At 40.0% G+C, this 26,060-nt stretch carries 29 protein-coding genes and 3 riboswitches; of the genes, 21 read left to right on the top strand and 8 right to left on the bottom strand.

The window, feature by feature from the left end; all coding sequences use genetic code 11:
* The first annotated feature begins 20 nt into the window (after window positions 1-20).
* The 4 genes from ACXAD1_RS14800 (at window position 21) to ACXAD1_RS14785 (ending at window position 2,876) form a co-directional block, all read left to right on the top strand.
* Window positions 21-374: a VOC family protein gene (locus tag ACXAD1_RS14800; RefSeq protein ID WP_206843788.1), complete on the top strand. Its 354-nt coding sequence runs from the start codon at window positions 21-23 to the stop codon at window positions 372-374.
* 211 nt (window positions 375-585) lie between these two features.
* Window positions 586-819: a hypothetical protein gene (locus ACXAD1_RS14795; RefSeq protein WP_474910455.1), complete on the top strand. Its 234-nt coding sequence runs from the start codon at window positions 586-588 to the stop codon at window positions 817-819.
* Window positions 820-1,408: 589 nt separating this feature from the next.
* Window positions 1,409-1,951: a DUF1572 family protein gene (locus ACXAD1_RS14790; protein WP_474910454.1), complete on the top strand. Its 543-nt coding sequence runs from the start codon at window positions 1,409-1,411 to the stop codon at window positions 1,949-1,951.
* Between the two features lie 109 nt (window positions 1,952-2,060).
* On the top strand, window positions 2,061-2,876 hold the full coding sequence (locus ACXAD1_RS14785; protein WP_474910453.1) for a lipid II flippase Amj family protein: 816 nt from the start codon (window positions 2,061-2,063) through the stop codon (window positions 2,874-2,876).
* Window positions 2,877-2,928: 52 nt separating this feature from the next.
* On the opposite strand, the gene ACXAD1_RS14780 is transcribed toward ACXAD1_RS14785, so the two are convergent.
* The 6 genes from ACXAD1_RS14780 to ACXAD1_RS14755 all read right to left on the bottom strand — a co-directional run bounded on the left by ACXAD1_RS14780 (window position 2,929) and on the right by ACXAD1_RS14755 (window position 8,567).
* On the bottom strand, window positions 2,929-3,534 hold the full coding sequence (locus ACXAD1_RS14780) for a DedA family protein (RefSeq protein ID WP_197249434.1): 606 nt from the start codon (window positions 3,532-3,534) through the stop codon (window positions 2,929-2,931).
* 433 nt (window positions 3,535-3,967) lie between these two features.
* A complete protein-coding gene (locus ACXAD1_RS14775) occupies window positions 3,968-5,278 on the bottom strand; it encodes a hemolysin family protein (RefSeq protein ID WP_474910452.1) in 1,311 nt (436 codons plus the stop codon).
* A gap of 137 nt (window positions 5,279-5,415) precedes the next feature.
* Window positions 5,416-5,787, bottom strand: a complete 372-nt coding sequence (locus ACXAD1_RS14770) for a MerR family transcriptional regulator (protein WP_206843800.1) — start codon at window positions 5,785-5,787, stop codon at window positions 5,416-5,418.
* A 177-nt stretch (window positions 5,788-5,964) separates the two neighbouring features.
* Window positions 5,965-7,188 (bottom strand): dicarboxylate/amino acid:cation symporter, encoded by a 1,224-nt coding sequence (locus ACXAD1_RS14765; protein ID WP_206843802.1) that lies wholly within the window; start codon window positions 7,186-7,188, stop codon window positions 5,965-5,967.
* Window positions 7,189-7,336: 148 nt separating this feature from the next.
* Window positions 7,337-7,481: riboswitch (cyclic di-AMP (ydaO/yuaA leader) on the bottom strand.
* A gap of 126 nt (window positions 7,482-7,607) precedes the next feature.
* Window positions 7,608-7,793 (bottom strand): hypothetical protein, encoded by a 186-nt coding sequence (locus ACXAD1_RS14760; protein WP_009333656.1) that lies wholly within the window; start codon window positions 7,791-7,793, stop codon window positions 7,608-7,610.
* Window positions 7,794-8,042: 249 nt separating this feature from the next.
* Entirely contained in the window at window positions 8,043-8,567 is a 525-nt protein-coding gene (locus ACXAD1_RS14755; RefSeq protein ID WP_474910451.1) for a GNAT family N-acetyltransferase, read from the bottom strand.
* Between the two features lie 119 nt (window positions 8,568-8,686).
* Here ACXAD1_RS14755 and ACXAD1_RS14750 point away from each other — a divergent pair, with 119 nt between their 5' ends.
* The 8 genes from ACXAD1_RS14750 to ACXAD1_RS14715 all read left to right on the top strand — a co-directional run bounded on the left by ACXAD1_RS14750 (window position 8,687) and on the right by ACXAD1_RS14715 (window position 15,798).
* Window positions 8,687-9,148, top strand: coding sequence for a GNAT family N-acetyltransferase (locus ACXAD1_RS14750; RefSeq protein ID WP_474910450.1), 462 nt, complete (start codon window positions 8,687-8,689; stop codon window positions 9,146-9,148).
* A gap of 115 nt (window positions 9,149-9,263) precedes the next feature.
* Window positions 9,264-10,283, top strand: a complete 1,020-nt coding sequence (locus tag ACXAD1_RS14745; RefSeq protein WP_474910449.1) for a serine hydrolase domain-containing protein — start codon at window positions 9,264-9,266, stop codon at window positions 10,281-10,283.
* Window positions 10,284-10,346: 63 nt separating this feature from the next.
* Complete coding sequence (locus ACXAD1_RS14740) at window positions 10,347-10,880, top strand: DinB family protein (RefSeq protein ID WP_474910448.1); 534 nt, start codon at window positions 10,347-10,349, stop codon at window positions 10,878-10,880.
* 151 nt (window positions 10,881-11,031) lie between these two features.
* On the top strand, window positions 11,032-12,195 hold the full coding sequence (locus tag ACXAD1_RS14735; protein WP_474910447.1) for an endonuclease: 1,164 nt from the start codon (window positions 11,032-11,034) through the stop codon (window positions 12,193-12,195).
* Between the two features lie 112 nt (window positions 12,196-12,307).
* Window positions 12,308-12,458, top strand: a riboswitch (cyclic di-AMP (ydaO/yuaA leader).
* Window positions 12,459-12,536: 78 nt separating this feature from the next.
* Window positions 12,537-13,193, top strand: a complete 657-nt coding sequence (locus tag ACXAD1_RS14730; RefSeq protein WP_206843818.1) for a potassium channel family protein — start codon at window positions 12,537-12,539, stop codon at window positions 13,191-13,193.
* Window positions 13,194-13,239: 46 nt separating this feature from the next.
* Window positions 13,240-14,610, top strand: a complete 1,371-nt coding sequence (locus ACXAD1_RS14725; protein WP_474910446.1) for a TrkH family potassium uptake protein — start codon at window positions 13,240-13,242, stop codon at window positions 14,608-14,610.
* A 73-nt stretch (window positions 14,611-14,683) separates the two neighbouring features.
* Entirely contained in the window at window positions 14,684-15,118 is a 435-nt protein-coding gene (locus tag ACXAD1_RS14720) for a MarR family winged helix-turn-helix transcriptional regulator (protein WP_206843822.1), read from the top strand.
* Window positions 15,119-15,528: 410 nt separating this feature from the next.
* Window positions 15,529-15,798: a DUF1450 domain-containing protein gene (locus ACXAD1_RS14715; protein ID WP_370224432.1), complete on the top strand. Its 270-nt coding sequence runs from the start codon at window positions 15,529-15,531 to the stop codon at window positions 15,796-15,798.
* Window positions 15,799-15,992: 194 nt separating this feature from the next.
* Here the strand turns inward: ACXAD1_RS14715 and ACXAD1_RS14710 are convergent, their stop codons facing one another.
* On the bottom strand, window positions 15,993-18,140 hold the full coding sequence (locus ACXAD1_RS14710) for an FUSC family protein (protein WP_474910445.1): 2,148 nt from the start codon (window positions 18,138-18,140) through the stop codon (window positions 15,993-15,995).
* 182 nt (window positions 18,141-18,322) lie between these two features.
* On the opposite strand from ACXAD1_RS14710, the gene ACXAD1_RS14705 reads away from it, so the two are divergent.
* The 9 genes from ACXAD1_RS14705 to clpP all read left to right on the top strand — a co-directional run bounded on the left by ACXAD1_RS14705 (window position 18,323) and on the right by clpP (window position 25,323).
* Window positions 18,323-18,676, top strand: coding sequence for a YolD-like family protein (locus ACXAD1_RS14705; RefSeq protein ID WP_474910444.1), 354 nt, complete (start codon window positions 18,323-18,325; stop codon window positions 18,674-18,676).
* A gap of 89 nt (window positions 18,677-18,765) precedes the next feature.
* Window positions 18,766-19,257 (top strand): tetratricopeptide repeat protein, encoded by a 492-nt coding sequence (locus tag ACXAD1_RS14700; RefSeq protein WP_206843830.1) that lies wholly within the window; start codon window positions 18,766-18,768, stop codon window positions 19,255-19,257.
* 78 nt (window positions 19,258-19,335) lie between these two features.
* Entirely contained in the window at window positions 19,336-19,893 is a 558-nt protein-coding gene (locus ACXAD1_RS14695; protein ID WP_474910443.1) for an MEDS domain-containing protein, read from the top strand.
* Window positions 19,894-19,919: 26 nt separating this feature from the next.
* Complete coding sequence (locus tag ACXAD1_RS14690; RefSeq protein ID WP_474910442.1) at window positions 19,920-20,678, top strand: GNAT family N-acetyltransferase; 759 nt, start codon at window positions 19,920-19,922, stop codon at window positions 20,676-20,678.
* Window positions 20,679-20,876: 198 nt separating this feature from the next.
* Window positions 20,877-21,500, top strand: a complete 624-nt coding sequence (locus ACXAD1_RS14685) for a YhbD family protein (RefSeq protein ID WP_474910441.1) — start codon at window positions 20,877-20,879, stop codon at window positions 21,498-21,500.
* 20 nt (window positions 21,501-21,520) lie between these two features.
* Window positions 21,521-22,234 carry a polymer-forming cytoskeletal protein gene (locus ACXAD1_RS14680; protein ID WP_206843988.1) on the top strand — a complete coding sequence of 238 codons (714 nt, stop codon included), beginning with the start codon at window positions 21,521-21,523 and terminating at the stop codon, window positions 22,232-22,234.
* Between the two features lie 275 nt (window positions 22,235-22,509).
* Window positions 22,510-22,588: riboswitch (ZMP/ZTP riboswitch) on the top strand.
* A gap of 67 nt (window positions 22,589-22,655) precedes the next feature.
* The gene (locus ACXAD1_RS14675) at window positions 22,656-23,855 is read left to right on the top strand and encodes a phosphoglycerate dehydrogenase (protein ID WP_474910440.1); all 1,200 of its coding nucleotides are present in this window, start codon (window positions 22,656-22,658) and stop codon (window positions 23,853-23,855) included.
* Window positions 23,856-24,040: 185 nt separating this feature from the next.
* On the top strand, window positions 24,041-24,715 hold the full coding sequence (locus tag ACXAD1_RS14670) for a sigma-70 family RNA polymerase sigma factor (RefSeq protein WP_474910439.1): 675 nt from the start codon (window positions 24,041-24,043) through the stop codon (window positions 24,713-24,715).
* Between the two features lie 26 nt (window positions 24,716-24,741).
* The gene (gene clpP, locus ACXAD1_RS14665; protein WP_035329466.1) at window positions 24,742-25,323 is read left to right on the top strand and encodes an ATP-dependent Clp endopeptidase proteolytic subunit ClpP; all 582 of its coding nucleotides are present in this window, start codon (window positions 24,742-24,744) and stop codon (window positions 25,321-25,323) included.
* Window positions 25,324-25,367: 44 nt separating this feature from the next.
* On the opposite strand, the gene ACXAD1_RS14660 is transcribed toward clpP, so the two are convergent.
* Window positions 25,368-26,027 (bottom strand): GntR family transcriptional regulator, encoded by a 660-nt coding sequence (locus tag ACXAD1_RS14660; protein ID WP_009333678.1) that lies wholly within the window; start codon window positions 26,025-26,027, stop codon window positions 25,368-25,370.
* Between the last annotated feature and the right edge of the window lie 33 nt (window positions 26,028-26,060).

Genomic DNA, 26,060 nt, shown 5'->3' with positions numbered 1-26,060 from the left:
AAAAGAAAGCAGGCGAAATTATGGCAAAAGTAATTGGATTTGAATTAAACAGCCAGGATCCGGAAAAAGCAGCTGAGTTTTATTCCAATGTTTTCGGATGGGAGATTGAAGAACCGAATTGGGGATACTGGCCAGTCAAGACAGGGAATGACAAAAATCATGCAATAAATGGGGGCATCAGTAAAGGGCCACACGATTACCCGCATGGAACCCGTATTCAGATAGAAGTGGAATCGATTGACGAATCCATTTCATTGGCAAAAGAAAATGGGGCAATGGTGGTAAGGGATAAAATGGAATTTGCTGATTTTTATCTTGCCTATCTGGTGGATCCGGTCGGGCTTGGGTTTGGGCTTATTCAGAGAAAGGGATAAGATGGGCATCCCTCTTGCTTTCTGTCATGATAAAGGAGAACTCTTAATTGAAAAAGTTACATTAAGCGAAGTAAGATTGCTGACACGAATCTTAGGGAGGATAAGACTCCTATTTCATTTGAAAGATGTAACGTAGAAGGCAGTAAAATAAAAAACAGCAGCTTGAAACATGCTGAAATTATCGATAGTTACATAAGCGGGATGAAGTTCAATGGTATTTTTGTGTAAGACTATTCCAAGCTATGAGCAGGTAAATAACAAATATATGGTGATGCTCCAGATGCTTGTGAAGATTAGCGACGAAAATGACGAAGGAAAATGGTCGTTAATCAAGAAGTTAACGACGAAAAAGAAGAGGGACGAAGGAAAATGGTCGTTAATCAAGAAGAATAACGACGAAAAAGAAGAGGGACGAAGGAAAATGGTCGTTAATCAAGAAGAATAACGACGAAAAAGAAAAGGGACGAAGGAAAATGGTCGTTAATCAAGAAGAATAACGACGAAAAAGAAGAGGGACGAAGGAAAATGGTCGTTAATCAAGAAGATTAACGACGATAAAGAAGAGGGACGAAGGAAAATGGTCGTTAATCAAGTAGAATAACGACGAAAAAGAAGAGGGACAAAGGAAAATGGTCGTTAATCAAGAAGAATAACGACGAAAAAGAAAAGGGACAAAGGAAAATGGTAGTTAATCGAGATGGATAACGACGAAAAAGACAAGGGTCAAGGGAAAATGGTCGTTAATCAAGAAGAATAACGACGAAAAAGAAAAGGGACAAAGGAAAATGGTCGTTAATCGAGATGGATAACGACGAAAAAGACAAGGGTCAAGGGAAAATGGTAGTTAATCGAGATGGATAACGACGAAAAAGACAAGGGTCAAGGGAAAATGGTAGTTAATCGAGATGAATATCGACGGAAATGACGAAGGTCGAAGGAGAATGGTATTTAATCCTGTGTCTGCATCAAAAAAGTTTCGCAGGTTTGGTTCTAATTAGTCCCAAATTTACTGAAGATAAATAGGAGGCCATACTATGAGCTTAGGTGCAAATTATCTAATAATCGTAAAGAAAAGGTTCCAGGCTGTGAAGGAGTTAGCGGATATAACCATTCAGCGGCTTTCCAAGGAGGAATTGAATTGGGCTTGCAATGAAGAGTCCAATAGTACAGCGGTGATTATCAGGCATATGAGCGGCAATATGGTTTCACGGTGGACCGATTTTTTGACATCAGATGGAGAAAAGCCTTATCGAAACAGGGATGAGGAGTTCTCGACAGCTACGGCTTCAAAGGATGAACTAATATTAATTTGGGAAAAAGGGTGGAAGGTGCTGTTTTCCGCTTTAGATAGTTTAAAAGAGCAGGATCTGCTTAAAAATATCACTATTCGCGGCGAAAGTCATATGGTAGTGGATGCAATTGAAAGGCAAATGGCGCATTATTCTTATCATGTTGGACAGATTGTTTTTATCGGGAAGCTAATTAAAAACGGTGAGTGGGAAAGCCTCAGTATTCCAAAAGGGAAATCTGATGAATTTCTTAAGGAAATGCTCGACAAGCATGATGCCGGACAATAGGCAGTGTAATATTTGCAATATTTTTTCGTCTGTATTTATCTACTTCGTCGCGCTTCATACATTACTAGCCTAATGGTATAATAAGGAAAAATCGAAAGAAGTGTTCTTTTTGGATCTAATTACAGGGAAAATCGTGTTTACTTCTTTATTTATTATCCTTATACATAGTATTGAAACACTGGCTTATGCAGTCCGATTATCGGGTGCAAGGGTCAAACTGATAGCATCAGGGCTTTCTTTGTTCAGTACCATTGTCATTGTTTCACGAATGGCAAATATGGGTCAGCAGCCTTTGCTTGGCAGTATTATTGATACTGCGCCCGAACAAGACTTTCTCGGTTATGTTGAAAGTCAATTCAGGGTGTTAATAGGGGCATCCACAATAGGTACCATCATTGGTATTCTATTGCTCCCGACGTTCATAGCCATTTTCTCTAGAGCAATAATCCGTCTTGCCGATGAGGGAGGGTCAGTGCCTTCACTGCTGAAAATCGGGTTTAATTGGGAATCAGCAAAGAAAGCAATCAAACATTTTAAGATTCCGAAAATTTCCTATTTAAATGGGCTTAAACTAAGTGAAATACCGAAACGGCTATTTTTATTCAATATGTTTGTAACAGCCATTTATACAATTGGAGTATTGGCAGCTCTATATGCTTCCTTGCTTTCTCAGGAAAGTGAAAGAACTGCTATAATGGCATCTGGACTCATAAACGGTGTGGCAACGATCCTTCTTACCATTTTTGTGGACCCGAAAATATCTGTCATGTCAGATAATGTGGTGCATGGGAAGGCCAAGTATACGAATTTAAAAGGAATTTCCATTATGATGGTTACCTCCAGATTGATTGGAACAGTCCTTGCACAAATCATGTTTATACCTGGTGCGTGTTATATTGCCTGGGCTTCAAAGTTTTTTGTATAAAACATAAACAGAAAAAACGGCACTGTCGATTCAGTGCCGTCTGTTTTTATATTTAAATGCTTTGACTCTTCTTGCGCTTGCTTACATATTTGTATGTGAACACAATAATGATTCCTGCAATAATAATCAGGGCGAGAGGCAGGGCATAGCTATTAAAGATTTCCTCTGCTTCTTTATAATGAGGGCCCAGTTTATATCCCAAATAAACATAGAATGCGGTAATCGGCAGCATTGCCAGGAATGTATAGATAGAGAACTTCCACACATTCATTTTGGCCATCCCGCATGGAATGGAGATCGCTGTACGGACAACTGGCATAAAACGGGCGAAGAAAGCTACTCCTGCGCCATATTTTTCAAAAAACTTGTCCGAAGCATCAATTTGTTTTTGCGAAACCAAGAAATATTTCCCATACTTTAAAACCATTGGGCGGCCGCCATATCGGCCCAATGCATATAATGTCAGCGGTCCAATCGTTCCTCCCACTGTACCTGCTAATACGACTAAATAATAATTAAAATCTCCCTGGAAGACCCAGAAGCCTGCCAAAGGAAGAACCACTTCTGCCGGTATAAATTCAAAGCATAATGAAAGCAAAATACCAAAGTAAGAAAACTGTTTTAAGAAATCAATAAAGCTGATGATAATTTCTGACATAGCCACACATCCTGTTGATTAATAAGAAAAGCGCAAGCGCCTTGCTCACGAATGAACGCAGACTAAGAACGCCACGTCCTGTGGCAACGTCTGCATGACCCACATCCTGTGGGCCTCAAGCACAAGTCGAGCCTCACGGAAAGGCGTCCTTTGCCTTTTTGAGAGGATTGGCTTGTGACCTCGAGGGGGTAGGCGCTGAAGCTAGACAATAAGAAAAGCGCAAGCGCCTTGCTCACGAATGAACGCAGACTAAAAACACCACGTCCTGTGGCAACGTCTGCATGACCCACATCCTGCTTGCGCTAGACAGTTCACGAAGTTCAAAGATATAAAACGTACATAAGTCAGTCTAACGGGTAATAGGAAAACAATCAAGTATTTATATAGACGCAAAAAGAAACGGCAGCTGCCGAAATTGGAGCCGCCGTTTTTCCTAGGCTAATAGGGGCTTGCTTTTAAAAACCTCCAGATAATGAAGCTGGTGACCATCTTTTTCGTGGACCTTGAATGTGAATCCATCAGCTTCAATCTCTGTTCCTATCTCTGCTTCCATATGCTGTGTCAGGAACCAGCCGCCAATTGTATCAACATCTTCATGCTCAAAATCTGTGCCAAGCAGATTATTGACATCGTCTATAAGAAGCTTGGAATCCAGAATATAATGGTTATCGTTTAGCTTTCTAATTTCAGGAACTTCATCTTCATCAAATTCATCACGAATTTCTCCGACAATTTCTTCGAGTATGTCTTCAACAGTCACTAATCCGGAAGTTCCGCCATATTCATCCATTAAAATGGCAATATGGATGCGTTCTTTTTGCATTTTTACAAGCAGGTCATGAATCGGAATGCTTTCAATTACATGGATTACCGGGTTAATAAACGAGTCAAGCTCAAGATTCTCCGGGGTGATCTTGTTTGTAAGACTGGCCGTCAGAAATTCTTTTACATTAATAAACCCGCGGATATTGTCTTTATCCCCATCTTCAACTGGATATCGCGTGTAATTCTCTGTTTGGATAGTTTGCATAATTTCTGCCAGTGTATCATCCGAGGCAATCGTAATCATCTCGGTACGCGGAACCATTATTTCTTTGGCAATTCTTTCATCAAATTCAAAGATATTGTTCACGTACTTTAACTCATTTTTATTGATCTCACCGCTTTTATAACTCTCGGATAAAAGGATTCGCAATTCTTCTTCAGAATGGGCAATTTCATGCTCAGAAGCCGGTTTTAAACCAAATATGCCAACCAGTACCCGAGCAGATCCATTTAAGAACCAAATGAAAGGGAACATTAAACGATAAAACCAAATAATTGGTGTTGCGAACGCCATTGTAACGGACTCAGCTTTTTGAATGGCAACGGTTTTGGGTGCAAGCTCACCTACAACTACATGCAGGAAGGTGACTAAAGCAAACGCAATGCCAAAGGATAAAATATGAGTTAGCGATTCGGCGATTTCAAATCTTTCAAATACCGGGTGCAATAATTTTTCAACTGTCGGCTCACCCAGCCACCCCAAACCTAATGCGGTAATGGTAATCCCTAACTGACAGGCTGATAAATACTCATCAAGGTGAGTAACGACTCTCTTAGCTGCAATAGCCCTTTTATTGCCCTCAGCAATCAGCTGATCAATTCGGGAAACACGTACTTTTACAATCGCAAACTCAGTTGCTACGAAGAATGCGGTTAATGCTATTAATAGTGCAATCAGTAATAAATTTATGGTTGTCAACGAGCAGTCTTACTTAAAAGTAAGACATACACCTCCTAAAATGGTAATAATCCTTATAAAGTTCACTACTTAAATTGTGCCCAAATTGATATCCATAATGCTCCAAAAACCCAAAAAACTGTTTGGGCGCAGGATATTCAGTTGAGCAATAAAAGCAAGGTCTGAATTAATGATAAGCTTTCATGTGAAATGTTTTTTTTGACATATTCGTATTTTTCGGGATCAGATTTCTTCAGCTGAGAAAGTGCTTTTGTGACATCTTCCTCCAGATCCTGAATTTTAAGCCTTAGTTCAAGAACATCCACCTCTTCAGAAAATCGGCTGATAACTTTTTTCTTTATTTCCTCCAGCGATAAACCATCCGCTTTACATCTTTCGATAAAAGCAATCCGTTCGATGGCGGAATAATCATAATAGCGATAATTTGAAGGGGAACGTTCTGCTTTTAGCAGGCCAAGTGAAGTATAGTAATCAATCGTTCTCTTAGTAACCTTTGCTTTTTCAGCCAATTCTCCTATTCTTAACTTCTCAGCCCCATGAGGATTCCTCCAAACTGTTACGTGATGGTTATGAAACTAATTATACTAAAAATTAATAGAAAATCAATGAATTTGAATAAAGAAGCAAGCAGGAAGGAAGAGATTTCCATAAAAAAACAACACCGGATAACCGGTGTTATTTATATTTTAGGCTTTAACGGCCTCATTCTTTGCTTCTGTTTCCGCTACAATCACTGCACATGCAGCATCACCTGTAATGTTGACTGCCGTTCGCGTCATATCAAGCAGACGGTCAATACCAATGATTAATGCAATCCCTTCAACAGGAAGATTGACAGAGTTAAGTACCATGGCAAGCATAATCAAACCGACACCTGGCACACCAGCTGTACCAACACTGGCAAGAACGGCAGTCAGGACGACCGTAATAAGCTGTGTCAATGTTAAATCAACATTATATACCTGAGCAATGAAAATAGTTGCAACACCCTGCATGATGGCTGTTCCATCCATGTTGATGGTTGCACCGAGAGGCTGAACAAAGCTGCTGATTGATTCAGGAACCTTCAAATTTTTCTGAGCAGTATTCATGGAAATCGGCAGTGTCGCATTACTGCTTGATGTACTGAAAGCAACACCCATGGCCGGCGCAAAGCCTTTAAAGAACCATAGCGGGTTTTTCTTTGCAAGTAAAGCAATAGAACCTCCATAAGTTAAAATCGCATGTATAAACAATGCAAGAAGAACAACGATCATATAAAGTCCCATAGCTTTAATGGCACTCAGACCCTGACTGCCTACAGCAGAAACGATAAGTCCGAACGTTCCATAAGGGGCAAATCTCATCACCAGGTTAACAAGGTACATCATCATGTCATTGCCTTGTTCAATAAGGTTTAATATGCCTTTTGTTTTATTGCCAAGCATGGTTAGTGCAAATCCGACAAAAATTGAAAAAGTGATAATCTGAAGCATGTTGCCTTCCGTGAAGGCTTTTACCGGATTGGTTGGAATAATATTTAATAATGTCTCTGAAACAGGAGGAGCCTCTTTAGATTCATACTCTACGTTTGTTACGTCAAATTCACCAACGTTCCCTGGCTGGAAAACAGCTGCCAAAGCAAGACCGATGACGATTGCAATGCTGGTGGTTACCAGAAAGTAGGAGATGGTCTTAATCCCAATTCTTCCTAACTTCTTAGGATCACCGAGGCCTGCTGTCCCAAGAGTGATGGAAAAGAAGACGATCGGAACAACCAGCATATTGATGAGATTTAAAAAGATTTTTCCAAGCGGAGTAAATAAAAACTTGTCTAGCTCGGGGAAAATGCCAGGTGCAAATAAGTTAATCAAAAGACCTGTGATTCCCCCGGCGATTAGAGCAATAATAATTTTAGTTGATAATTTCATACACGTTCCTCCAATGAATAATGTAAAAAAATGTAAACTGGAAACAAAAAATATTTTGCCTTTCCTATATTACCCCCAAAAAACATAATCCTAACTAAAAAAGGCAACAAAAAAACACAGAGGTAATAACCACTGTGCATTTATGCAGTGTTTCCCTCTCAACACGCTTACGAGGTTAGCTGTCGGGTTCGGGTCTTGAGAGTACCCTACCTGTAAAAGGATTCACCCCAGGTACTTTTATAAAAAAGTACAGTTGGTTCCCCCGCTCAATTAAGATTAAGCGAAAAATTATTAATGATTTTTTAATATATTAACAATAATCATAAAAGTTGTAAATCATACGATTTTCTTATCTATGATTACTATTAATTAAATAGTAATTTAATAGAAAAGGTCAATTAGATTTTTGAGCAAAAAGATTAGAAGTTAAGCCAGCTTAAAAGAGGATGTCTTTTTTTGTCCTTCACTTTCAGTTCCTTCTTATTCAGCTTGTCTTCATGTTCCGCCAGCCACTCTTTTAACTCTTCTTTATCCTTGCATTGCGTATAATAAGTCTCGCCGTTTTTCCCAGTGGCACTCACAACATATCTGCATGTATTTCCCATAAAGCACCCTTTTCAAAGTAATTTCTTATAGAATTATAACAAGATTTATGACAATGTCCACCATTATTTTTTAAGATTATGGGTATTGGTTTTGGGAAAATTGCTGATGAAAAAATATGACTGAAAAAAATCCAGCTCAGATTTCCGCTGGATATTTTTCGCTTCTGACTTTATCCAATTGGTTCAGCAGCTTTATTGATTATGGGGAAAGTTTTATCCTGTTGTCAGAACCTGGGGGAATGGCCTTTCCTATTTGCGCAAAACTGTAATAAAGCCTTCCAGAATATCGTGACTGACAGTAAACCCTTTGCGTGTATAAAATTCAAGGGCCTCTGTATTCCCATTTGACACATAGATAAAATAATCTTCAACATCTTTAAATTGACTTAACCATTCCATCGACATGTTAAAAAGCACTGATCCAATTCCATATTGCCTGTAGCCATCTTTTATATAGAATTGTGATAAGCACCCAACATTGTCTTTCCCCACTGAATTTAAATCAAAAAATGTGGCGAAATCATTAGAGTAGGCTTCCTTCGGAGAAACATTGGAATAGACATAGCCCACAATTTCTTCATGGTCCTTAACAATCACAATATAATTATGAATAGCAGATTTTGCGGATGGAATCATCCTTGTTTCAAAATTCATACTGTCAAAACGCTCAGGTGTTATATGTGCCTTAGATTTCTGGAAAGTCATCAGCCCATTGCATAAATCCCGGCAAAGGCTGATTTTTTCTTCTGTTATCACTTCATATTTTAAATTCATCCAATTCACCCCCTTAGTTATCATTTTATATTGGAATGCCTTCATTCGTCCAAAAAAGAGGGAAATGATCTTTGATAGAGAAATTAATTTTTAAAACTAATTTCAAAAGAGGGACCATAATGATTAAGGAAATTAATATTAAAGACCGAAAAGCTGCTGAGCAGGTTCTAAGTGTACAGCTTCCCGCGTATAAAATTGAGGCTGAAATCATTGGATGTCCAGATTTACCGCCTTTGAAGGATACGGCTGATGCCTTGCGAATAACCGGAGAGACTTTCTTTGGGTATTTTATTGGTGAAACATTATGCGGTGCGATTTCGTTTAATGAGGAAAATAATGTTTTAGATATTCATAGATTGATTGTTCATCCTGAACATTTTAGAAAGGGTATTGCACAAAAGCTGCTGAACTTCATTGAACTGAGGCCAATGATTGAAAAAATGATTGTCACAACAGGTTCTAAGAATACACCTGCTGTCGCTTTTTATTTAAAGAATGGTTTTAAAGAGCTTGAGAAAAGAGAGATAAATGAATCACTGACTATTACTGCTTTTGAGAAATATTTATTTAATACTGGATGATTAAGCGCTTCTTTCAAATGGAAGAATCATGCTTATTAACGAAAATATTAGAGACCGTTATTCTTGTCCCGCAATTGTTTTAGGTCATGGAATAATACCTTAAAGGGGAATACTCATGTTAATTAGGAATTATGATAAAAGGTTAAGTTCTGTAATTAATAATGCTGGTTTTTCTGGTGTCGTACTTGTTAAAGAAAACGAAGATATGATCCTTGAATTAGCAGAGGGGTATGCTGATAGAGCAAATGAAACTTCCAATAATCCAGGAACCAGGTTTGGCATCGCCTCCGGGTGTAAGGTTTTTACGGCGGTTGCTATTTGTCAATTGGCCGAGAATGGATCCATATCATTTGAAACAAGATTTAAAGATGTATTGGAGGATGTTTTTCCCTTCTTTGATGAGACAATGACCATTCATCACCTGTTAACCCATTCATCTGGAATGCCTGACTATTTTGATGAGTCAGTTATGGATGATTTTGAGGACCTGTGGAAAGAAAGGCCAATGTACCTATTAAATCATCTTAGAGATTTTCTTCCTATGTTCCAGAATAAAAAAATGATGTTCAAGCCGGGGGAGAGATTTCATTATAATAATGCCGGATATATACTTTTGGGTTTAATTATAGAGAAGAAGGCAGGAATGAGTTTCCAGGATTATATCCAGTCCCATATTTTTGAACCATGCGGAATGCAGGATTCAGGCTTTTTCCGATTTGACAGTCTTCCTGGAAATACAGCAATTGGTTATATAGATAATGAAGAAGATGGGACATGGAGAACCAATATTTATTCATTGCCCATTAGAGGCGGTTCTGACGGAGGAGCCTATGTTACTGCTCAGGATATGACCTTATTTTGGGAAGCATTGTGTAATAACAAGCTCCTGAGCGAAGAGTATACTGAAAAGCTTATGAGCCCGCATGCCAAAGCAGATGAGAATGAATATTACGGCTACGGATTATGGATCAGCAAGAAAAACGGATCCATCTTCAAATATCACCTCATGGGCTATGACCCGGGAGTCAGCTTTCATTCTGCCTATTATCCTGAAAGCGGAATAACCCTCGTAGTGCCATCAAATAAATCATATGGTCCCTTCAAAATAATGGGAGAGATTGAAAAGGACTTGTAGAGAAGTTAGATACAGACGCGCAGTTTTGTATCTGAGCGGGTCTGTTAAAAAAGGAGCGGTTATATGAATTTTAATTTAAGAGAAGCTATGGAGATTCTTGAACGGACACCCCGTACGCTGGATTCATTGCTAAGCGGGCTATCTTCGGAATGGCTTAAAGGCAATGAAGGGGATGGCACGTGGAATGCAGCCGAAGTGGTTGATCATTTGATTGATGGTGAGGAGAAAAATTGGATTCCGCGGCTGAAATTGATTCTGCAGGAAGGGGAAAGCAAGCCATTCCCTCCATTTGACCGGTATGCTCATTTAAATGTGTCAGATGATCTATCACTTGAAGACAAGCTTGAAGCCTTTAAGACCCTTAGAATGAAGAATTTAGCCACACTTACTGGTATAACTGATCTGGAAACTCATTTCGAAAAAACAGGGCGTCATCCGGCATTTGGTCCAGTTAGAGTCAGGGAATTGATTTCCACTTGGGCAGTGCATGACCTTACGCATATTTCACAGATTTCAAGAGTATTGGCAAATAGATACAGGACAGATGTTGGTCCTTGGATTGAGTATTTGGGCATTTTAAAAAAGGAAGAACTTTAAATAAATTACATTAATGTTAAGTATTGTAAAATAGTAAATTTTTGGGACCAATACCTCATGCTATGTCCGAAGGTGTTCATTTATACTTGGAGATGATTGTGACTTTTCTGAATATTTATAAGTCCTTTCAAAAAAATGTGGAGGCGAATGAATGCTGAATCGTAAGAAAAAAGGCCTGCTGTTATCTTTTATTTTGGTTACTGTCATTCTGATCGTGATGCAGCCCATTCAAAATTCAATAACCAGGGCAGCTGCCGGGGATGGGTCCTGGTCATCACCTTATTCCGTTTCACAGGGAATCAGTACTCAAAACAACTCTTCCAAAACTGTTCAAGGCTATGTGGTAGGACAGCCGACTGCGGCAAATACGGTTATTTCCAGCGGGTTTCCAAATGACTATGCTTTGGCTCTGTCAGATAGTCCATCAGAGACCAGCACAGACAGGATGCTTTATGTTCAAATACCTTCCTCGTTCCGATCAGCTTTTGGTTTAAAATCCAATCCATCTTTGATTGGAGAAAAAATTAAGGTAACCGGAACGCTTACCGCCTATTTTTCTCATCCAGGGCTAAAAGATGGAACTGCCTTCGAACAAGCTGGTGATGGAACAGCCGATCCCGGCCCGGAACCAGGGGGATATTATGATGATGCAAACGGAAAAACTGGAGAGGATTTAAAAACAGCCCTCCATACAATCATTGATGACCACACGGAAATTTCCTATTCGAATGTATGGGAAGCGCTGCGCGAAACTGATGAAGATCCTGCCAATCCCAATAACGTCATTCTTTTGTATACTGGCCGCTCTCAGGGGAAATTCACTAATGGTTCTGGCGTCAATGATTGGAACAGGGAGCACGTTTGGGCTAAATCGCATGGGGACTTTGGTACAGCGATGGGTGCGGGAACAGACCTGCATCATTTGCGGCCAACAGATGCTTCCGTAAACAGCTCGAGAGGAAATCTTGACTTTGACGATGGAGGCACCCAGCATTCAGAGGCACTGGGAAACTACTATGATTCAGATTCCTGGGAACCAAGGGATACGGTAAAAGGCGATGTTGCGAGAATGCTTTTTTATATGGCTGTCCGTTATGAAGGAGACAGCGGAGAGGTGGATCTGGAGCTGAACAATCAGGTCAATAATGGCTCTGCTCCTTATCATGGCAAAATGTCTGTCCTGCTTGAGTGGCATAAGGAAGATCCAGTAGATGATAACGAGCGGAGAAGAAACGAAATCATCTATTCTGATTACCAGCATAACCGCAATCCATTTATAGATCATCCCGAGTGGGCATCAGCAATTTGGGAATAACCTTCTGGCAGCACTTTCCGTACAGGGAAGTGCTTTTTATTTTACATGCTATGTAAAAAAAAAGATTGACAAGAGTTTTACATGGGAGTAATTTATATTTATTAATTTCATAGTAACCTTTTTGCTGAATCATTTTGAGCGGGGGAACCAATTTTGATAAACCTGGTTTATCTTGGGGTGAATCTTAGCATATTAAAGCTAAGAAGGGATACTCTCAATCCCTAATCCGACAGCTAACTCCGTAAGCCGAATCGAGAGAAGGGTTGATGGAAACCATTAGCCATTCTTTTATTAAGAGTGGTTTTTTTGTGTTCATTTTCAAAAAGAAGGGAATTTCTTCAATGAAAAAACAGTATGCTGTATTTGGTTTAGGCCGCTTTGGCGGAAGTCTCGTAAAGGAATTTCATGAATTGGGTGTGGAAGTGCTCGCAATTGATGTCGACCAGGAGAAAGTAAATCAATACTCACAGTTTGTGACATATGCAGTTCAAATCAATGGTATCGATGAAGCTGCGATAAAGCAATCAGGAATAAAAAATATTGATCATGCATTTGTTTCATTTGGTGAAAATATTGAGTCCAGCATTTTGACATCCCTGTTATTAAAAGAAATGGGGATTCCAAAGGTATGGGCAAAGGCACATAATGAGTATCATGCCAGGGTGCTCGAAAAAATTGGCGTCGATCGTGTGATCCATCCGGAGCGGGATATGGCTAAGCGGATTGCCCACCATATTGTTTCAGAAAAAATGATTGATTATATTGAGCTGTCTGAAGATTACAGTATGGTTGAGATTGTGGCTACAGATAAAATCTCAAGCAAATCCCTATCTGAATTGAATATAAGGGCTAAGTATGGCTGTAATATCGTGGGGATTCAGCGCGGGAAAGAAATAATCGTTACTCCGCCAGCTGAAGAGGTCATTTTAAGGGGAGATGTCCTGATTGTAATGGGACACAATAATGGAATTGGCAGATTTGAGAGGCATGGAGTATAAGCTTTTTCAATGATGTTTACCATTTAAATGAAGGAGATTATGGACCATGTACAAAGAAACCAGAAAGACAAGAAGAATTGAGCGGCCCAGCACATGGATCAGGATGAATCCTGCCCAGGCTTTGTCTGTTGGCTTTTTAATTCTAATAGCCATTGGCACCCTGCTGCTCATGCTCCCTTTTTCGACTAGTGACAGACATCATTTATCGTTTATTGATGCATTATTTGAAGCGACCTCTGCCGTATGTGTAACAGGTTTAGTCGTCGTGGATACACAAACAACTTTTACTGTTTTTGGCCAGGTAGTTCTTATGGCTCTTATACAAATAGGCGGACTTGGTTTTATGACCTTTGGAGTTCTCATTGCCATTATGCTTGGGAAAAATATTGGCTTAAAGGGAAGGCTGATGATACAGGAATCATTAAATCAGCTTACAATTGAAGGGATGGTCCGTCTCGTAAAATTCGTGGTGGCTTTTACTCTGATTGTTGAAGCAATTGGCGCCATCATTTTGGCTGTTCGGTGGGCAGAAGATTTTGGATTTCCGCAATCTTTATATTATGGGGCTTTTCATTCTGTCTCAGCTTTTAATAATGCCGGGTTTGATATCATGGGCGACTTTAGCAGTGTTACCGGTTATGCAGGTGACATTACTGTCATTATGACGTTAAGCTCACTGTTTATCATCGGGGGGATTGGCTATATCGTGCTGCTTGATTTAAAAATCAATAAAAGCTTGCGGAAACTTTCTCTCCATACCAAATTGGTTTTGCTGATGACACTGATTCTAAATATTTTAGGCACAGTTTTCATATTTCTTTTGGAATTCAATAATCCTGCGACAATTGGTGACTTGGGAATGAAGGAAAAACTGTTAGGATCTTATTTTCATGGTGTCGTTCCTAGAACAGCTGGCTTTAATTCGCTTAATACGGGTGAGCTGACCATGGGCTCTCAGCTTATTACCATGCTTCTAATGTTTATTGGCGGAGGATCAGGCGGAACGGCAGGAGGCATTAAAGTAACTACCTTTGCTTTGATCCTGCTTGCTGTCAGAGCCCTCATCAAAGAAGATGAGGAAGTCAATCTGATGGGCAGAAGAATCCCGAAGGAATTAATTTTTCGGGCGTTTACGATTACGGTGTACTCTATGGGTTTAATAGCACTGGTTCTATTTCTTCTTTCTTTGACAGAAAATGCACCGCTGAATATGCTTTTATTTGAAGTTATTTCTGCTTTCGGCACCGTTGGGATGTCTCTTGGATTAACTCCAGAGCTGAGTCCATTAGGAAAACAATTAATTGCTTTCATGATGTTTGCAGGCAGGGTGGGACCGTTAACTCTTGCATTCGCACTAGCCAGAAAAAGAGAAAAAGCTAACTTTAAATATGCAGAAGAGAAAATCATGATTGGATAAGTAAAGGAAAGTTATCTGGTGTATACGACAGATTTCAATAAAATGCCACCATAAAAAGGATAGGGGATTTTAAATGAAAACCAGATTTAATGACTATATAAGCATTAAGATCCATCAGACAGACCTGAACTTAACAAGCTATATTAAGACTAAATTAGCCCATTTAAATATTGCCCCTGAGCAGAACCTTATTCTTATGCTTCTCTGGGAAGAAGACGGATTAAGCCAAAATGAAATCGCCAGGCGGCTGGATAAAGATAAATCCAACATTACCAGAATGCTGAGCAGTCTTGAAAAGAAAGGATTTATCAATAAAAGCATGAATAAAGAGGACAGCAGATCTCTGAATGTCTATCTAACAGAAAACGGCAAAAATCTCAGCGAGCATGTATATCCAATCACAGAGGAATTTCACTCGATCGTCACATCAGGTATTACGAAAGAAGAGCTGAGAATTGTTGACGATGTTTTAATGAAAATGAGAAGAAATGTAGAGGGTAATAAGTAAAATTAAGATTCTGGCTGTGCAGGATAGAGTGGAATGCTCTTCCTGTTTTTTTGTGAAGGTCTTGAAGACAAAAATGAGAGCAGCAGTAAGAAAACAGTCGCCATGGAATCTATAAGAATTTAAAGCGGCATTCAAAAGAAAATCAGTTTATGTGCAATTAAACATTTGAACCATCTGAATTAACAGGTAAATCGATTCAGTTCCCCTCATTAATAATGTATAATAAAATACTAACAGGTTTGCATATGAGACTTTATTTAAAATTGTTGGAAATGAAGCAATAGAGACGACAGAGGGGCAGCAGATTCGATATAATTATAAAGTCCCCGATATAGGCAGGAAGGGGAATGGAAAACAATATATACTGCCATTAGAGCTTTTAAAGAAAAATCAGAAGGAAGTTTGATCAGGTGAAACTCATCAACAAACTATTCTCAAAGCAAAAAACGGCTTCGATTGAATTTTGTCAGCGGAATCTGGATGCTTTTTTAAAAGAAGAGAGTGTTGCTGCATTTAATCAATTTCTGAGCCAGAAGAGTGTTAACTATAAAGAATACGAATGTCAGAGCAGATGCAAAGAATGCAGGCAATCACCCTATGCCCTTGTAGACGGGAAACTGATTGCAGCGGAGAATTCGGATGAATTATTGATAAAATTGAAAGAGGAAGTAATGAAATAAAAGGAATCGGAGCAATCCGAGTCCTTTTTTATATAATATCATTTTTTCTGGCGTAACCTTGAATGGTTTACGGCTGTTCAAAATAACAAAAACAAAGTCAGAGTGATGCATTTAGTGCATCGCTCATTTTTGAGGTATATTGGGAATGTATTAATCTATTATTGGTCCTGAAAGAGCATAAAAAAGAAGGAGCACTATTGCTCCTTCCCTGCACCAAGGTCTTCTGCCAATTCGATAATCGCTTTGTTGATTCTCCAGACGAAATAAAGATGATGAATCAAATCTCGCTGGGATTGCTGCCTTGCCGGTGCCAATCGTTCAATTTGTTCCCTTTCATTTTCAAGACTATAAACAAGCATGCCGTCTCCGCTGTCTTTAATCAGGTCCATTAATGTCTCAATATTTAGTTCAAGCTTTTCTTCAATCCTTATGAAAACATCGACCAGCTCATCGGGATAGTCAAATCCTTTTCGGTAGGAGGAAGCCACAAGGTGTCTTGCATAGTAATTGATGGCTGAAAATAATGTAATCCATCTGTTAACATCAGCATGGCGCGGGGATCCGGGTTTCTTTATCAAGGATTGCGCTTCAACGTTTATGGTTTTAAGTTTTTGATCCAATAAGAAGCCTTTGCCTGAAAGCTCCTTAACGTTCACATCTTCCCGGAAGCTTCGCACATACTCAGTGACATACGGTTTCAGTTCTTGAAGGTAATCATTTATGGTATCCGCCACTTTTTCCTTCGTTTTCTTTGGGAAAATAAATAAGGAAACTCCGAATGCAATGCCGGCACCGGCGATTGTATCGATAACCCTTGAACTGATAAGGGAAAATGTAATTCCACCCAGTAAAAGGTCATACATAAAAGCAACCAGCATCGTTATAAACATGCTCATTAACGTATAGGAGACCTCAAACAAATAAAAGGCGAAAAAAACTGCTGCAAAAATCAGCGCAATTTCCAGGACGGAATGGCCGCTGACAACTCTTGCAAGTGTAAATCCTATTACTGCTCCAATAATTGTTCCAACCGAACGCTGAAAACCCTTCGTATAAATGCGTCCGATTGATTCGGTTCCGAGCAAAACTATAAAAGCGGTTAAAAGAACCCAGTAAGGCTGGTCAGGCGAAAGAATCTGGCCGGCAATGATGGAAATGATTGCAGCAGTCAATGCCTGAAAAGCTTTTTTAGTGGAAGGCTTGATGCCCTTATCTTCTTCAGATGGTTCATCTTCATTTTCGCCTTCAGCTGCCTCATCGGATGATTTAATCTCATTGTCTTTCACTTTATGAAGTGCCTGCTGTATGGTTATGCCGCCCTCGATTACATGGTTCGCAATGGACTCGATTCGCCTGATCAAAAACAGCCATCCAGCAGGTTTGTCTTCCCGGCTGAACAAATCAATAATAAGCAGGCGAAGGGCCTGTACAGCAAGCTCTGCTTCACGCAGATTTTGTTCTTCATATTGCTGGGCAAGAACTTCAGCATCGCGAAGAGAACGGGTTACCCAAACCAGGAGTTTTCTCAGCTCATCAATTTCAAGAGCATTCGCTTTTTTTAAGCTTCGAATTGAGTCTGTCAGTGTTTCAATCAGCATACCTGCATCAAATATATATAACCTCAGCTGAGTAGAGGTCAGCCCTGGCCATAATTTTTGAACATCTTCATCATTTACATACTCTGAAACCATTACTGCGTATTCCCTGAGCTTCAGCACGTTTCTCCGCAATTCCTCCCGCTGCTGGGGAGTCATTTCCTTGGCTTTCATCCCCTCAATTAACAGGTTGAACGTAAAATTGCTTTGGAAATGAAAGGAGCGAATGCTTCTTTTCAGGTTTTTCGCGGTGTCCTGAAACAGGATGAAATTGAACAGGAAAGCATACGCGACCCCTATCCAGATGCCGAAGTAAAAGGATGGAAGCTGACTGCCTGATAACTTTAGGATAGATGAAAAATAAAGTGTCATGAATGCAATCATGCATAGAGAAAAATACCGTACGCCAAAGCGGGTTAAATAAAAGCTTAAGAATATTAACAGCACCATTGCAATATCGACAAAGACCGTGCTTCCCGCCAATAGTGAACCAATCGATACCCCCGCCATGGCAGAAATTCCAAGCAGGCCAGTTGTGAGCATCTTACCTTTTTTAGAGTCATCCATCACAATCATGATGCCAAGCATGCCAGCCATTCCGGACACGATCGCCGGAGTGAGAGCGGCTTTAGCACCAGCGCCAGCCAATTGCATGATAAGCAAAGTCGTAAAGACTGAAGCCATTAAACTTAAAGTGGCCCGTCCAGCTTTTTGAAATCGGATAAGCCCGGGATCGGATGCAAGCAATCGACCGAGCCACCGGTGTTTTATAGGGAGCTGCTTCATTGTTTCACCAATCTTTTTAGAGAGTTAAAGATTATTTTACCACTCGTACTTTTATTATCCAAATGAACCAGCTTGAGTTTTTTATGCTTTACTGGTTTAAATACAGAACAAATGTTCTATAATAGAAGATGGAGGGATTTACTATGCCGCTAAAAGACAGAGGGAAAATAAAATGGCTGCCAGCCCATTTCATGCCGGAACACCGGGCGATGTTAAGAAAATTGGAAACTGAACAAATGGCACAAAACAAGCCGCTTATTGATGAATATGAATTGGAGGATTATGAAAACAAAATTCACTATGCAATGGAATTTGCCTTTTTTCTAAAAGTAAAGGTTTGGCGTGGTGGATTTTTCTGCGAATACACAGGGAGGGTAAACAGGCTGGATAGCATCAGCAGAAAAATTTATCTGGAAATGGAAGATGGGTTTCTTGAGAAGGTCATGTTTGACGAAATCACTGCGGTTGAAGTGAAAGAACGGTGCAGAGAGTCATAATTCAATTTTTGCAGAAAAGTTGAAGCCTTACCAACCATTATTTTCAATTTTTAGATATAATAGAAAGAAAGCGCTGATCGGAGGTACATATGAGCACGGACTTAGAAAAAGCGATTGTACTTCGCAATCTCGGAAAATACAAAGATTCCAACCTTCTGCTTATAAAATTGGCTGAACAGTATCCCTTAAACCCAGTTATTCATTATCAGTGCGGCTGGAGTTTTGACGTTTTAGGGGAGGAATCGAAGGCTGTTTCTTATTATGAAAGAGCGATCGAACTTGGGCTTCCTGAATCAGATCTGCAAGGTGCTATTTTGGGTCTAGGGAGCACATACCGGACACTTGGGGAATATGAAAAGTCAAAGATGGTGTTCGAAAAAGGGATCTCCCAGTTTCCGGCTAATCGTGCAATCCAGGTGTTTTATTCCATGACGCTCCATAATTTAGGCCAGCATAGGCAGGCCATGGAGCTGCTCCTAAAGTGTGTGGCCGAAACCTCTGATGACCCAGAAGTTTTGCAATATAAAAAAGCGATTACCTTTTATGCAGATAAACTTGATGAAATATTTGATAAAGATTAGAAAACGGATATTCCAAAATACATGATATGAAGGTGGATAGATAAATCAAACATCTTTGAATTATAAGGGGTAATTTTAATGAATGAATGGTTAATCGATTTAATGGATAATCTTAAAAGGTCAAACGGCGGCCATATCCTTTATCAATTCGATCAAAGAGACTGCTATCTTCAAAATGCAGTCTCTTATATATCTGCAGGTGCCAAAAGCGGCAGCCATGTTTTATTTGTGGAGAACGACCGTAATTTCCTTCAGATTGATAAAGAGATAAGAAAGCTGTTAAACAAAGAGGAATTAAAGAGAGTCCACTTCGCGAATAACTTTGATTTTTATTATTCGAACGGGGATTTTAATCCTGAAACAGTGTTGAATTTTTTTCTCAAAAACATACATCCTTATTTGGAAAGCGGTACAAAGATTTTTACATGGGGCCTGGTTGAATGGGGAAACGTGAAGGACTATATTCCGTTAGTGGAAGCGTATGAAAAGAAAATTGACAAGGTCATTTCTGAACAGGGTCTGATTTCCCTGTGTGCTTATGATAACAGCATTACCCCTCTGGAATTAAAGAATAATTTAATGCGCTGCCATGATGTGCTAATTACAGATAAAGAATATAAATACTTGCAAAACTAAAGTGTTTGCTATTTTAGGAGATACCGATGGACAAGATCACTTTTCATGATATTTATAAACCGGGACACACCGTTCTGGAAAATGAACTATTTATTCACAACCATAATCCTGACATGCTCCTTCAGTATGACAGCAACTTTGTTGTTTTTAAAAGAATGCCTTCTGATCAAGAGTTTGAGGAGGCACATCAATATTTAAGAGATTTTCATCAGAAATATGGCCAAAAGCATGTAAGGTTTTATTTTCCCGATGACGAGGAGCTTTCTGGAGAGCTTCTGGCTTTTTTTCAGAAAGATGAGGATTATACGGTTGGTTTCTTAGAGTTATTTGCCATCCATCCGGCTGATTTTCCTGATGTTCAGGAAAAGGAAGAAATCATAGTCAAAAATGTTACGGATGAAACATGGAATGATTATCTGGAATTCCAGTATGAGCAGGATTCGGTATATGGGGGAAATTTCGCAGAGAAAAAGAAAGCTCAGCATCTTAGAAATTACAGCGATGAATGCATTCAGCAGCATATTGCATACTATAAAGGGAAAGCTGCCGGATCTGTTGATGTCATTATCAAGGAACGAACAGCTGAAATTGATGGATTGATGGTCCATGAGGATTTTCAGAAAAAGGGCATCGGCAGCCGCCTGCAGAAAGCGGTGATGGATCAGTTTAAGGATAAAACCATCATCCTTGTTGCAGATGGAGAAGATACTCCAAAGGAAATGTACCGCAGGCAAAATTATCAGTATCTTGGAAAGCAGTATAATCTGTTAAAAATATATGAATGATGTGAAGCCTGGTTCTATAGAGAACCAGGTCTTTTTGTGTCAATAGAACATTGTTTTGTTGATGGAAGAGCTTCCAGGATTGATTTCACGGTACAAAACCATAAATTTGTCGAAAAATATCAGAAAAAAATGAATAAAACAACATTATAACGTAACAGTGTTATGTTACAATGGTAACATTAGAAAGGAGTCCTGGAATTGAGCGATGAATTAATTTCAAAAAAAGAAGTCCTTGATCTAACTGGGATTTCTTATGGGCAGCTTTATCGGTGGAAAAGGAAAAGCCTGATACCGGAGGATTGGTTTGTCAGAAAATCAACCTTTACAGGGCAGGAGACTTTTTTCCCAAAAGAGAAAATTCTGGAGCGGGTCGATAAAATACAAAAGATGAAGGATAGCCTTTCGCTGGATGAGCTGGCAGATGTGTTTTCTCTGAATGCTTCACATCTGAAGATGACAAAGGAAAGTCTGATTGCTAAAGGGATAGCTTCTGAACCGGTTATGAATATCTTTCTCGAAACTCAGGGGGAGCTTAAAGAATTCAATTACCATGAGATTTTGAAGCTTTATATACTTTCCATCCTGCTTGAATCGGGAGATATCCATATAGAGGAAGGGAAAATGCTCCTTCAATTATTGAACGATCATCAAAGTATCCTGCAGCAGCCAAAAGCTGTTATTTGCTTTATTCGCAAACTTGGAATGTCCAGCTGCCTGGTTTCGGTTAACGGGGAACAAGTCCTGCTTGAAAAAGGAACAAAAGTGGCAGCCACTTTATCGATAGAACATTGTGCAGAGGAATTAAAATCCAAATTGGCATAGGGGGAAAATTTGCTGTGAATATGAAAACGCTAGGGAACTTAATTATTAATGGAGTTGGATCGTCTAATGGAGGTTCATTTGAAAAGGTTGAATTAAATGGCAAGGGAACTGTAAACAGTGATATTGAATGCGAGAGATTCCTTTGTAACGGTACGGGCACTGTCCATGGAAACGTAAAAACCGAAAAAGGAAAGATCAGTGGTGCAGCAAAAATCCACGGAGCTGTTAAAGCTGAATCCCTGATTATCAATGGCTCGGCTGCCATTTCTGAAGCCGTCAGCTGTCAAAAGCTTGAGGTCGCTGGGAAATCCTCTATTGGAGGCTCTGTAAAATGCGATGTAATCGATGTGAATGGAAAAGTATCTATTGAGGGAGACTGTGAAGCGGAAATCTTCAGTGCTGAAGGGACTTTTTCAGTAGAAGGTTTACTGAATGCAGAAACGATTGATATTAAGCTTTTTGGAGACAGTAAAGCGAAAGAGATTGGCGGCAGAATAATTAAAGTGACACAGCATAGAGAGACCCTATTTAAATTAATCAAATCCATCTTTCCCTTGAAGCTGGAGGCAGATTTAATTGAAGGGGATGACATCGAACTCGAAGGCACAGCAGCTCTTGTCGTAAGAGGGAAAAATGTAAAAATCGGCAAAAATTGCGAGATTGGGCTTGTCGAGTATTCTGGCGAGTATGAATGTTCCCCAGAAGCAGCAGTTACAGAACTTCGCAGAATCTGATAAAGGAGAGAGGTGAAGGGAAACAGTTTATTGATAATTACTTTCGGATAGTCCAATTTTATTTCCAGATAAAATGCTTCATTTCTTAGAACAGAATACCAGCAATTAATATGCATACAGCTGAAAGGAAAATGTTATTCCAATTACTAACTTCAAAAGCATATGTACAAAATAAGAAAAATATACTGTAAAAAAATAAAAAATAATTTTAATAATGTAAGCGCTTTAAAGGGTTGAAGTTTTCAGAAGACTTTGATAAGATTTAAAAAACCGAAAAGGCTATGTGTAACTGGCGAGACGCGGATCACCGCGAGGGAGCACATAGTGTCGAAGCCGTTCGCCTGGGCAGAGGTAAGGGATTCTACCCTTGCCTCTTTCTGTTTTAAAATCTGACAAAGTTAGTTGAAAAGGGGAGAATCCAGTGAGTACCATGACGTTAGACAGAGTAAAGACGATTAAAACATTGAATGCGATTGCGTCAAGCGGTCTTGAGGTGTTTAACAAGGATCAATTTACAATCGATAATGAAAGCGGCAATCCGGATGCGATTGTCCTTCGCAGCTTCAATATGCATTCAATGGAATTGGGCGATCGATTAAAAGCAATTGCCCGTGCAGGCGCGGGTGTAAATAATATCCCGGTTGAGAAATGCACTGAGCAGGGCATTGTTGTTTTTAATACTCCTGGTGCCAATGCAAATGCAGTAAAAGAAATGGTGCTTACTTCCTTAATGGCGTCATCCCGCAATCTCTTTGCCGGCATCGCCTGGACCAAAACGCTGAAAGATGAAGGAGACCAGATTCCAAAGCTTGTAGAAGCAGGGAAAAAGCAATTTGTCGGAAAAGAAATTAAGGGGAAAACTCTCGGTGTAATTGGATTGGGAGCAATCGGGGCACTTGTGGCCAATGATGCACTTGAACTTGATATGGATGTTATAGGCTTTGATCCATTCATTTCAGTTGATACGGCCTGGAACTTGTCCCGCAATGTTCAGCGTGCCATGACCATTGAGCAGGTGTTTGCAGAATCCGACTATATCACTGTACATGTTCCATTAACCGATGATACAAGGGAAATGTTCAATGAAGATACATTCAGCATGATGAAGAATGGTGTTCATATTTTGAATTTCTCACGCGGAGAGCTTGTGAATGAATCAGATATGGCAGCAGCGCTTGAGAGCGGAAAAGTGGGCAAGTATATTACAGACTTCCCAAATGAAAATGTCCTGAAAATGAAAAACGCTGTGGCAATTCCGCACCTTGGCGCTTCAACAAAAGAATCTGAGGAAAACTGCGCTGTCATGGCAGCACGACAGGTGAAGCACTTCCTTGAAACAGGCAATGTTAAAAACTCAGTGAACTTCCCAAATGCTGCTCTTCCTTACACAGGCAAGCGGCGTGTCACTGCTTTTCATAAAAACATCCCAAATATGGTCGGCCAAATCACGCTTGCCATTTCAAGCTACCAGCTGAACATCGCAGACATGGTGAACCGCAGCCGCGGTGAATATGCGTATACCATGATCGATATCGATAATAAAGTCAATGGCGAAGTGGTCCCTGGACTGCTTGAACAGATCAATCAAATTGACGGCATTGTAACGTCACGAATTATATAAAACTGCAGCCTCAATTCCAATGGGATTGGGGCTTTTTTTTTGGATTGAAATCAAAAAAAGTATATGAGCAGGATAATATCAGCTATCCTTAGAATAAAATGATAATAAATTATAATTACCCCGTATCTTTTAGTTCTCTTATTCCGTTATAGAAGCAGAGATGTATTAAAGGAGTGAACAGGTTTATGAAGCAAGGGAAAGTTCAGGCTGAATCAAGGGATTTCTTAGAGCAGAAGGAAAGATGTATTGCAGATATCTATCCTTCACTGCAGCGTTATAGCCGGTTTCTTGCACAGAGCAGCTGGGATGGGGACGATCTTGCCCATGAGGCAATCATCCGCGCTTATAAAAGCTATTCTCCGGAGAATATCAATCAGGCTCTTTTGAAGAAGATTGCCTATAATTGCTGGATGGATACTCTTCGAAACAGAAAGCGGGAGCAGCTGGAAGAGTCGCCTGAAAGTGAAATGAAGAATTACAGCACCGATCGAGGAGAAGCAATCAGCCATCTCATTAACCGTCTGACATTAAAGCAGGCTGTTATTTTTACGCTGAAGGAAGGGTTTCGATACAAAACAAAAGAGATTGCGGATATCCTGCAGACCACTGAATTTGCAGTGAAGTCCTCGCTGAACCGTGCTCGGAAGCAGCTACAGCACCCAGTTGAAGATGAGACTGAGGATTCTTTTGCAAATGATGAAGAAGAAAAGCTTTTTCATCTGCTGCAGCAATCTGTGGCTGCGGAAGATCCGTCCATCCTGGTAAAAACCATACCTTTCCTGCGATCCCTGGAAAGCCAAGCAAAGAAGCCTGTACTGCCAGTTCCATCTCCTTCTAATACTCTCTGCATGGCGGCATAGATCCGCAATGAACTGGAGGGATACAGGTGACAGCAATACCATATGTAATTGAGCAGTCAAGCAAGGGAGAACGTTCCTATGATATTTACTCACGGCTGTTAAAAGACAGGATTATCATGATAGGAGAAGAAATTAATGATGTGGTTGCCAATAGTGTGATTGCCCAGCTGCTATTTCTTGCAGCTGAATCTCCTGAAAAGGATATCTCTCTTTATATTAATAGTCCGGGCGGTTCGACAACTGCAGGGTTTGCCATCTTTGACACGATTCAATATATAAAGCCTGATGTGAGAACGATTTGCACAGGAATGGCCGCATCATTTGGAGCTATGCTTCTCCTGGCAGGAAAAAAAGGAAAACGCTACAGCCTGCCGAATAGTGAAATCATGATTCATCAGCCTCTGGGCGGTGCTCGAGGCCAGGCAACCGAAATCGAAATTTCGGCGAAGAGGATCTTAAAACTGAGGGAGCATATTAATGGAATTATTGCAGAAAGAACTGGCCAGCCTGCAGAAAAAGTGGCGCGGGACACGGACCGCGATTATTTCATGACTGCTGAAGAAGCAAAGGAATACGGGATTATCGATGAAATTATCTATAAAAGCTAGGATAACGGAAAAAGCAGCCGAAGGAGGCTGCTTTTTCCGTTTGATCATTTTTCCTCGGAGTAGTACTCGTCAATTGCCCTAAGCCAGTTGACACGTGCAATGTGTCCGGCTTTTTCTCTGTCTTTTTGTTCAAATGCTTTTAATATATCTTCATGTTCTTCTATAGAACGCTCTTTCAATATAATTGTTTTATTGTAGTAAAGCCGCATGACATGAGCCTGAAGCATGGAAGCTGTATTCGAAATATAAGGATTCTGAGCAAGATCTATAATAATATTATGAAACTTCTCATCCTGCTTCAAAGCTGTGAAGGTATCTCCTGCAATTAGAGCTTTAGCGAATTTATGATTAATATCCCTAAGTATATTAATCGTTTCCTGGCTGATAACAGGAGCTGCCAATTCTGCAGCAAGTGCCTGCAATACGCCTAATGGGGGCAGGATTTTACTAATATCTTCAGGATTAACTGAAGTGACCTGCGTTCCAACTCCGGGAAACATTTCGACGAACCCCTGAACATTCAGCAGCTGAAGAGCTTCCCTGATGGGGGTTCGGCTGACGCCTAACGCTTTGGCAAGATCGGCATCATTCAATTTTTCTTTCGGCTGGAGTGTGCCGTCAATGATCCACTCCTGGATTTGGGAGAAGGCGCGATCCTTGGCTGACACACGGGTAGGTGATGAATAATTGGAGGGTATCGGCATAGCTGTAACCACCTTTTCATTTCATGCAATTTA

Source organism: Cytobacillus sp. ABV4_503 (genome assembly GCF_056158445.1).
Note: the sequence above shows the minus strand (reverse complement) of the source record. Positions and strands in the feature narration are given on the sequence as shown.

Excerpts from the sequence above, each read along its gene's own strand:
- ACXAD1_RS14730 (WP_206843818.1), top strand. The coding sequence starts at position 12,537 with ATGAAAAAACAGTATGCTGTATTTGGTTTAGGCCGCTTTGGCGGAAGT.
- ACXAD1_RS14750 (WP_474910450.1), top strand. The coding sequence starts at position 8,687 with ATGATTAAGGAAATTAATATTAAAGACCGAAAAGCTGCTGAGCAGGTT.
- ACXAD1_RS14800 (WP_206843788.1), top strand. The coding sequence starts at position 21 with ATGGCAAAAGTAATTGGATTTGAATTAAACAGCCAGGATCCGGAAAAA.
- ACXAD1_RS14705 (WP_474910444.1), top strand. The coding sequence starts at position 18,323 with ATGCCGCTAAAAGACAGAGGGAAAATAAAATGGCTGCCAGCCCATTTC.
- ACXAD1_RS14740 (WP_474910448.1), top strand. The coding sequence starts at position 10,347 with ATGAATTTTAATTTAAGAGAAGCTATGGAGATTCTTGAACGGACACCC.
- ACXAD1_RS14755 (WP_474910451.1), bottom strand. The coding sequence starts at position 8,567 with ATGAATTTAAAATATGAAGTGATAACAGAAGAAAAAATCAGCCTTTGC.
- ACXAD1_RS14735 (WP_474910447.1), top strand. The coding sequence starts at position 11,032 with ATGCTGAATCGTAAGAAAAAAGGCCTGCTGTTATCTTTTATTTTGGTT.
- ACXAD1_RS14765 (WP_206843802.1), bottom strand. The coding sequence starts at position 7,188 with ATGAAATTATCAACTAAAATTATTATTGCTCTAATCGCCGGGGGAATC.
- ACXAD1_RS14795 (WP_474910455.1), top strand. The coding sequence starts at position 586 with ATGGTATTTTTGTGTAAGACTATTCCAAGCTATGAGCAGGTAAATAAC.
- ACXAD1_RS14680 (WP_206843988.1), top strand. The coding sequence starts at position 21,521 with ATGAAAACGCTAGGGAACTTAATTATTAATGGAGTTGGATCGTCTAAT.
- ACXAD1_RS14725 (WP_474910446.1), top strand. The coding sequence starts at position 13,240 with ATGTACAAAGAAACCAGAAAGACAAGAAGAATTGAGCGGCCCAGCACA.
- ACXAD1_RS14780 (WP_197249434.1), bottom strand. The coding sequence starts at position 3,534 with ATGTCAGAAATTATCATCAGCTTTATTGATTTCTTAAAACAGTTTTCT.
- ACXAD1_RS14695 (WP_474910443.1), top strand. The coding sequence starts at position 19,336 with ATGAATGAATGGTTAATCGATTTAATGGATAATCTTAAAAGGTCAAAC.
- ACXAD1_RS14760 (WP_009333656.1), bottom strand. The coding sequence starts at position 7,793 with ATGGGAAATACATGCAGATATGTTGTGAGTGCCACTGGGAAAAACGGC.
- ACXAD1_RS14690 (WP_474910442.1), top strand. The coding sequence starts at position 19,920 with ATGGACAAGATCACTTTTCATGATATTTATAAACCGGGACACACCGTT.
- ACXAD1_RS14670 (WP_474910439.1), top strand. The coding sequence starts at position 24,041 with ATGAAGCAAGGGAAAGTTCAGGCTGAATCAAGGGATTTCTTAGAGCAG.
- ACXAD1_RS14700 (WP_206843830.1), top strand. The coding sequence starts at position 18,766 with ATGAGCACGGACTTAGAAAAAGCGATTGTACTTCGCAATCTCGGAAAA.
- ACXAD1_RS14790 (WP_474910454.1), top strand. The coding sequence starts at position 1,409 with ATGAGCTTAGGTGCAAATTATCTAATAATCGTAAAGAAAAGGTTCCAG.
- ACXAD1_RS14745 (WP_474910449.1), top strand. The coding sequence starts at position 9,264 with ATGTTAATTAGGAATTATGATAAAAGGTTAAGTTCTGTAATTAATAAT.
- ACXAD1_RS14660 (WP_009333678.1), bottom strand. The coding sequence starts at position 26,027 with ATGCCGATACCCTCCAATTATTCATCACCTACCCGTGTGTCAGCCAAG.
- ACXAD1_RS14720 (WP_206843822.1), top strand. The coding sequence starts at position 14,684 with ATGAAAACCAGATTTAATGACTATATAAGCATTAAGATCCATCAGACA.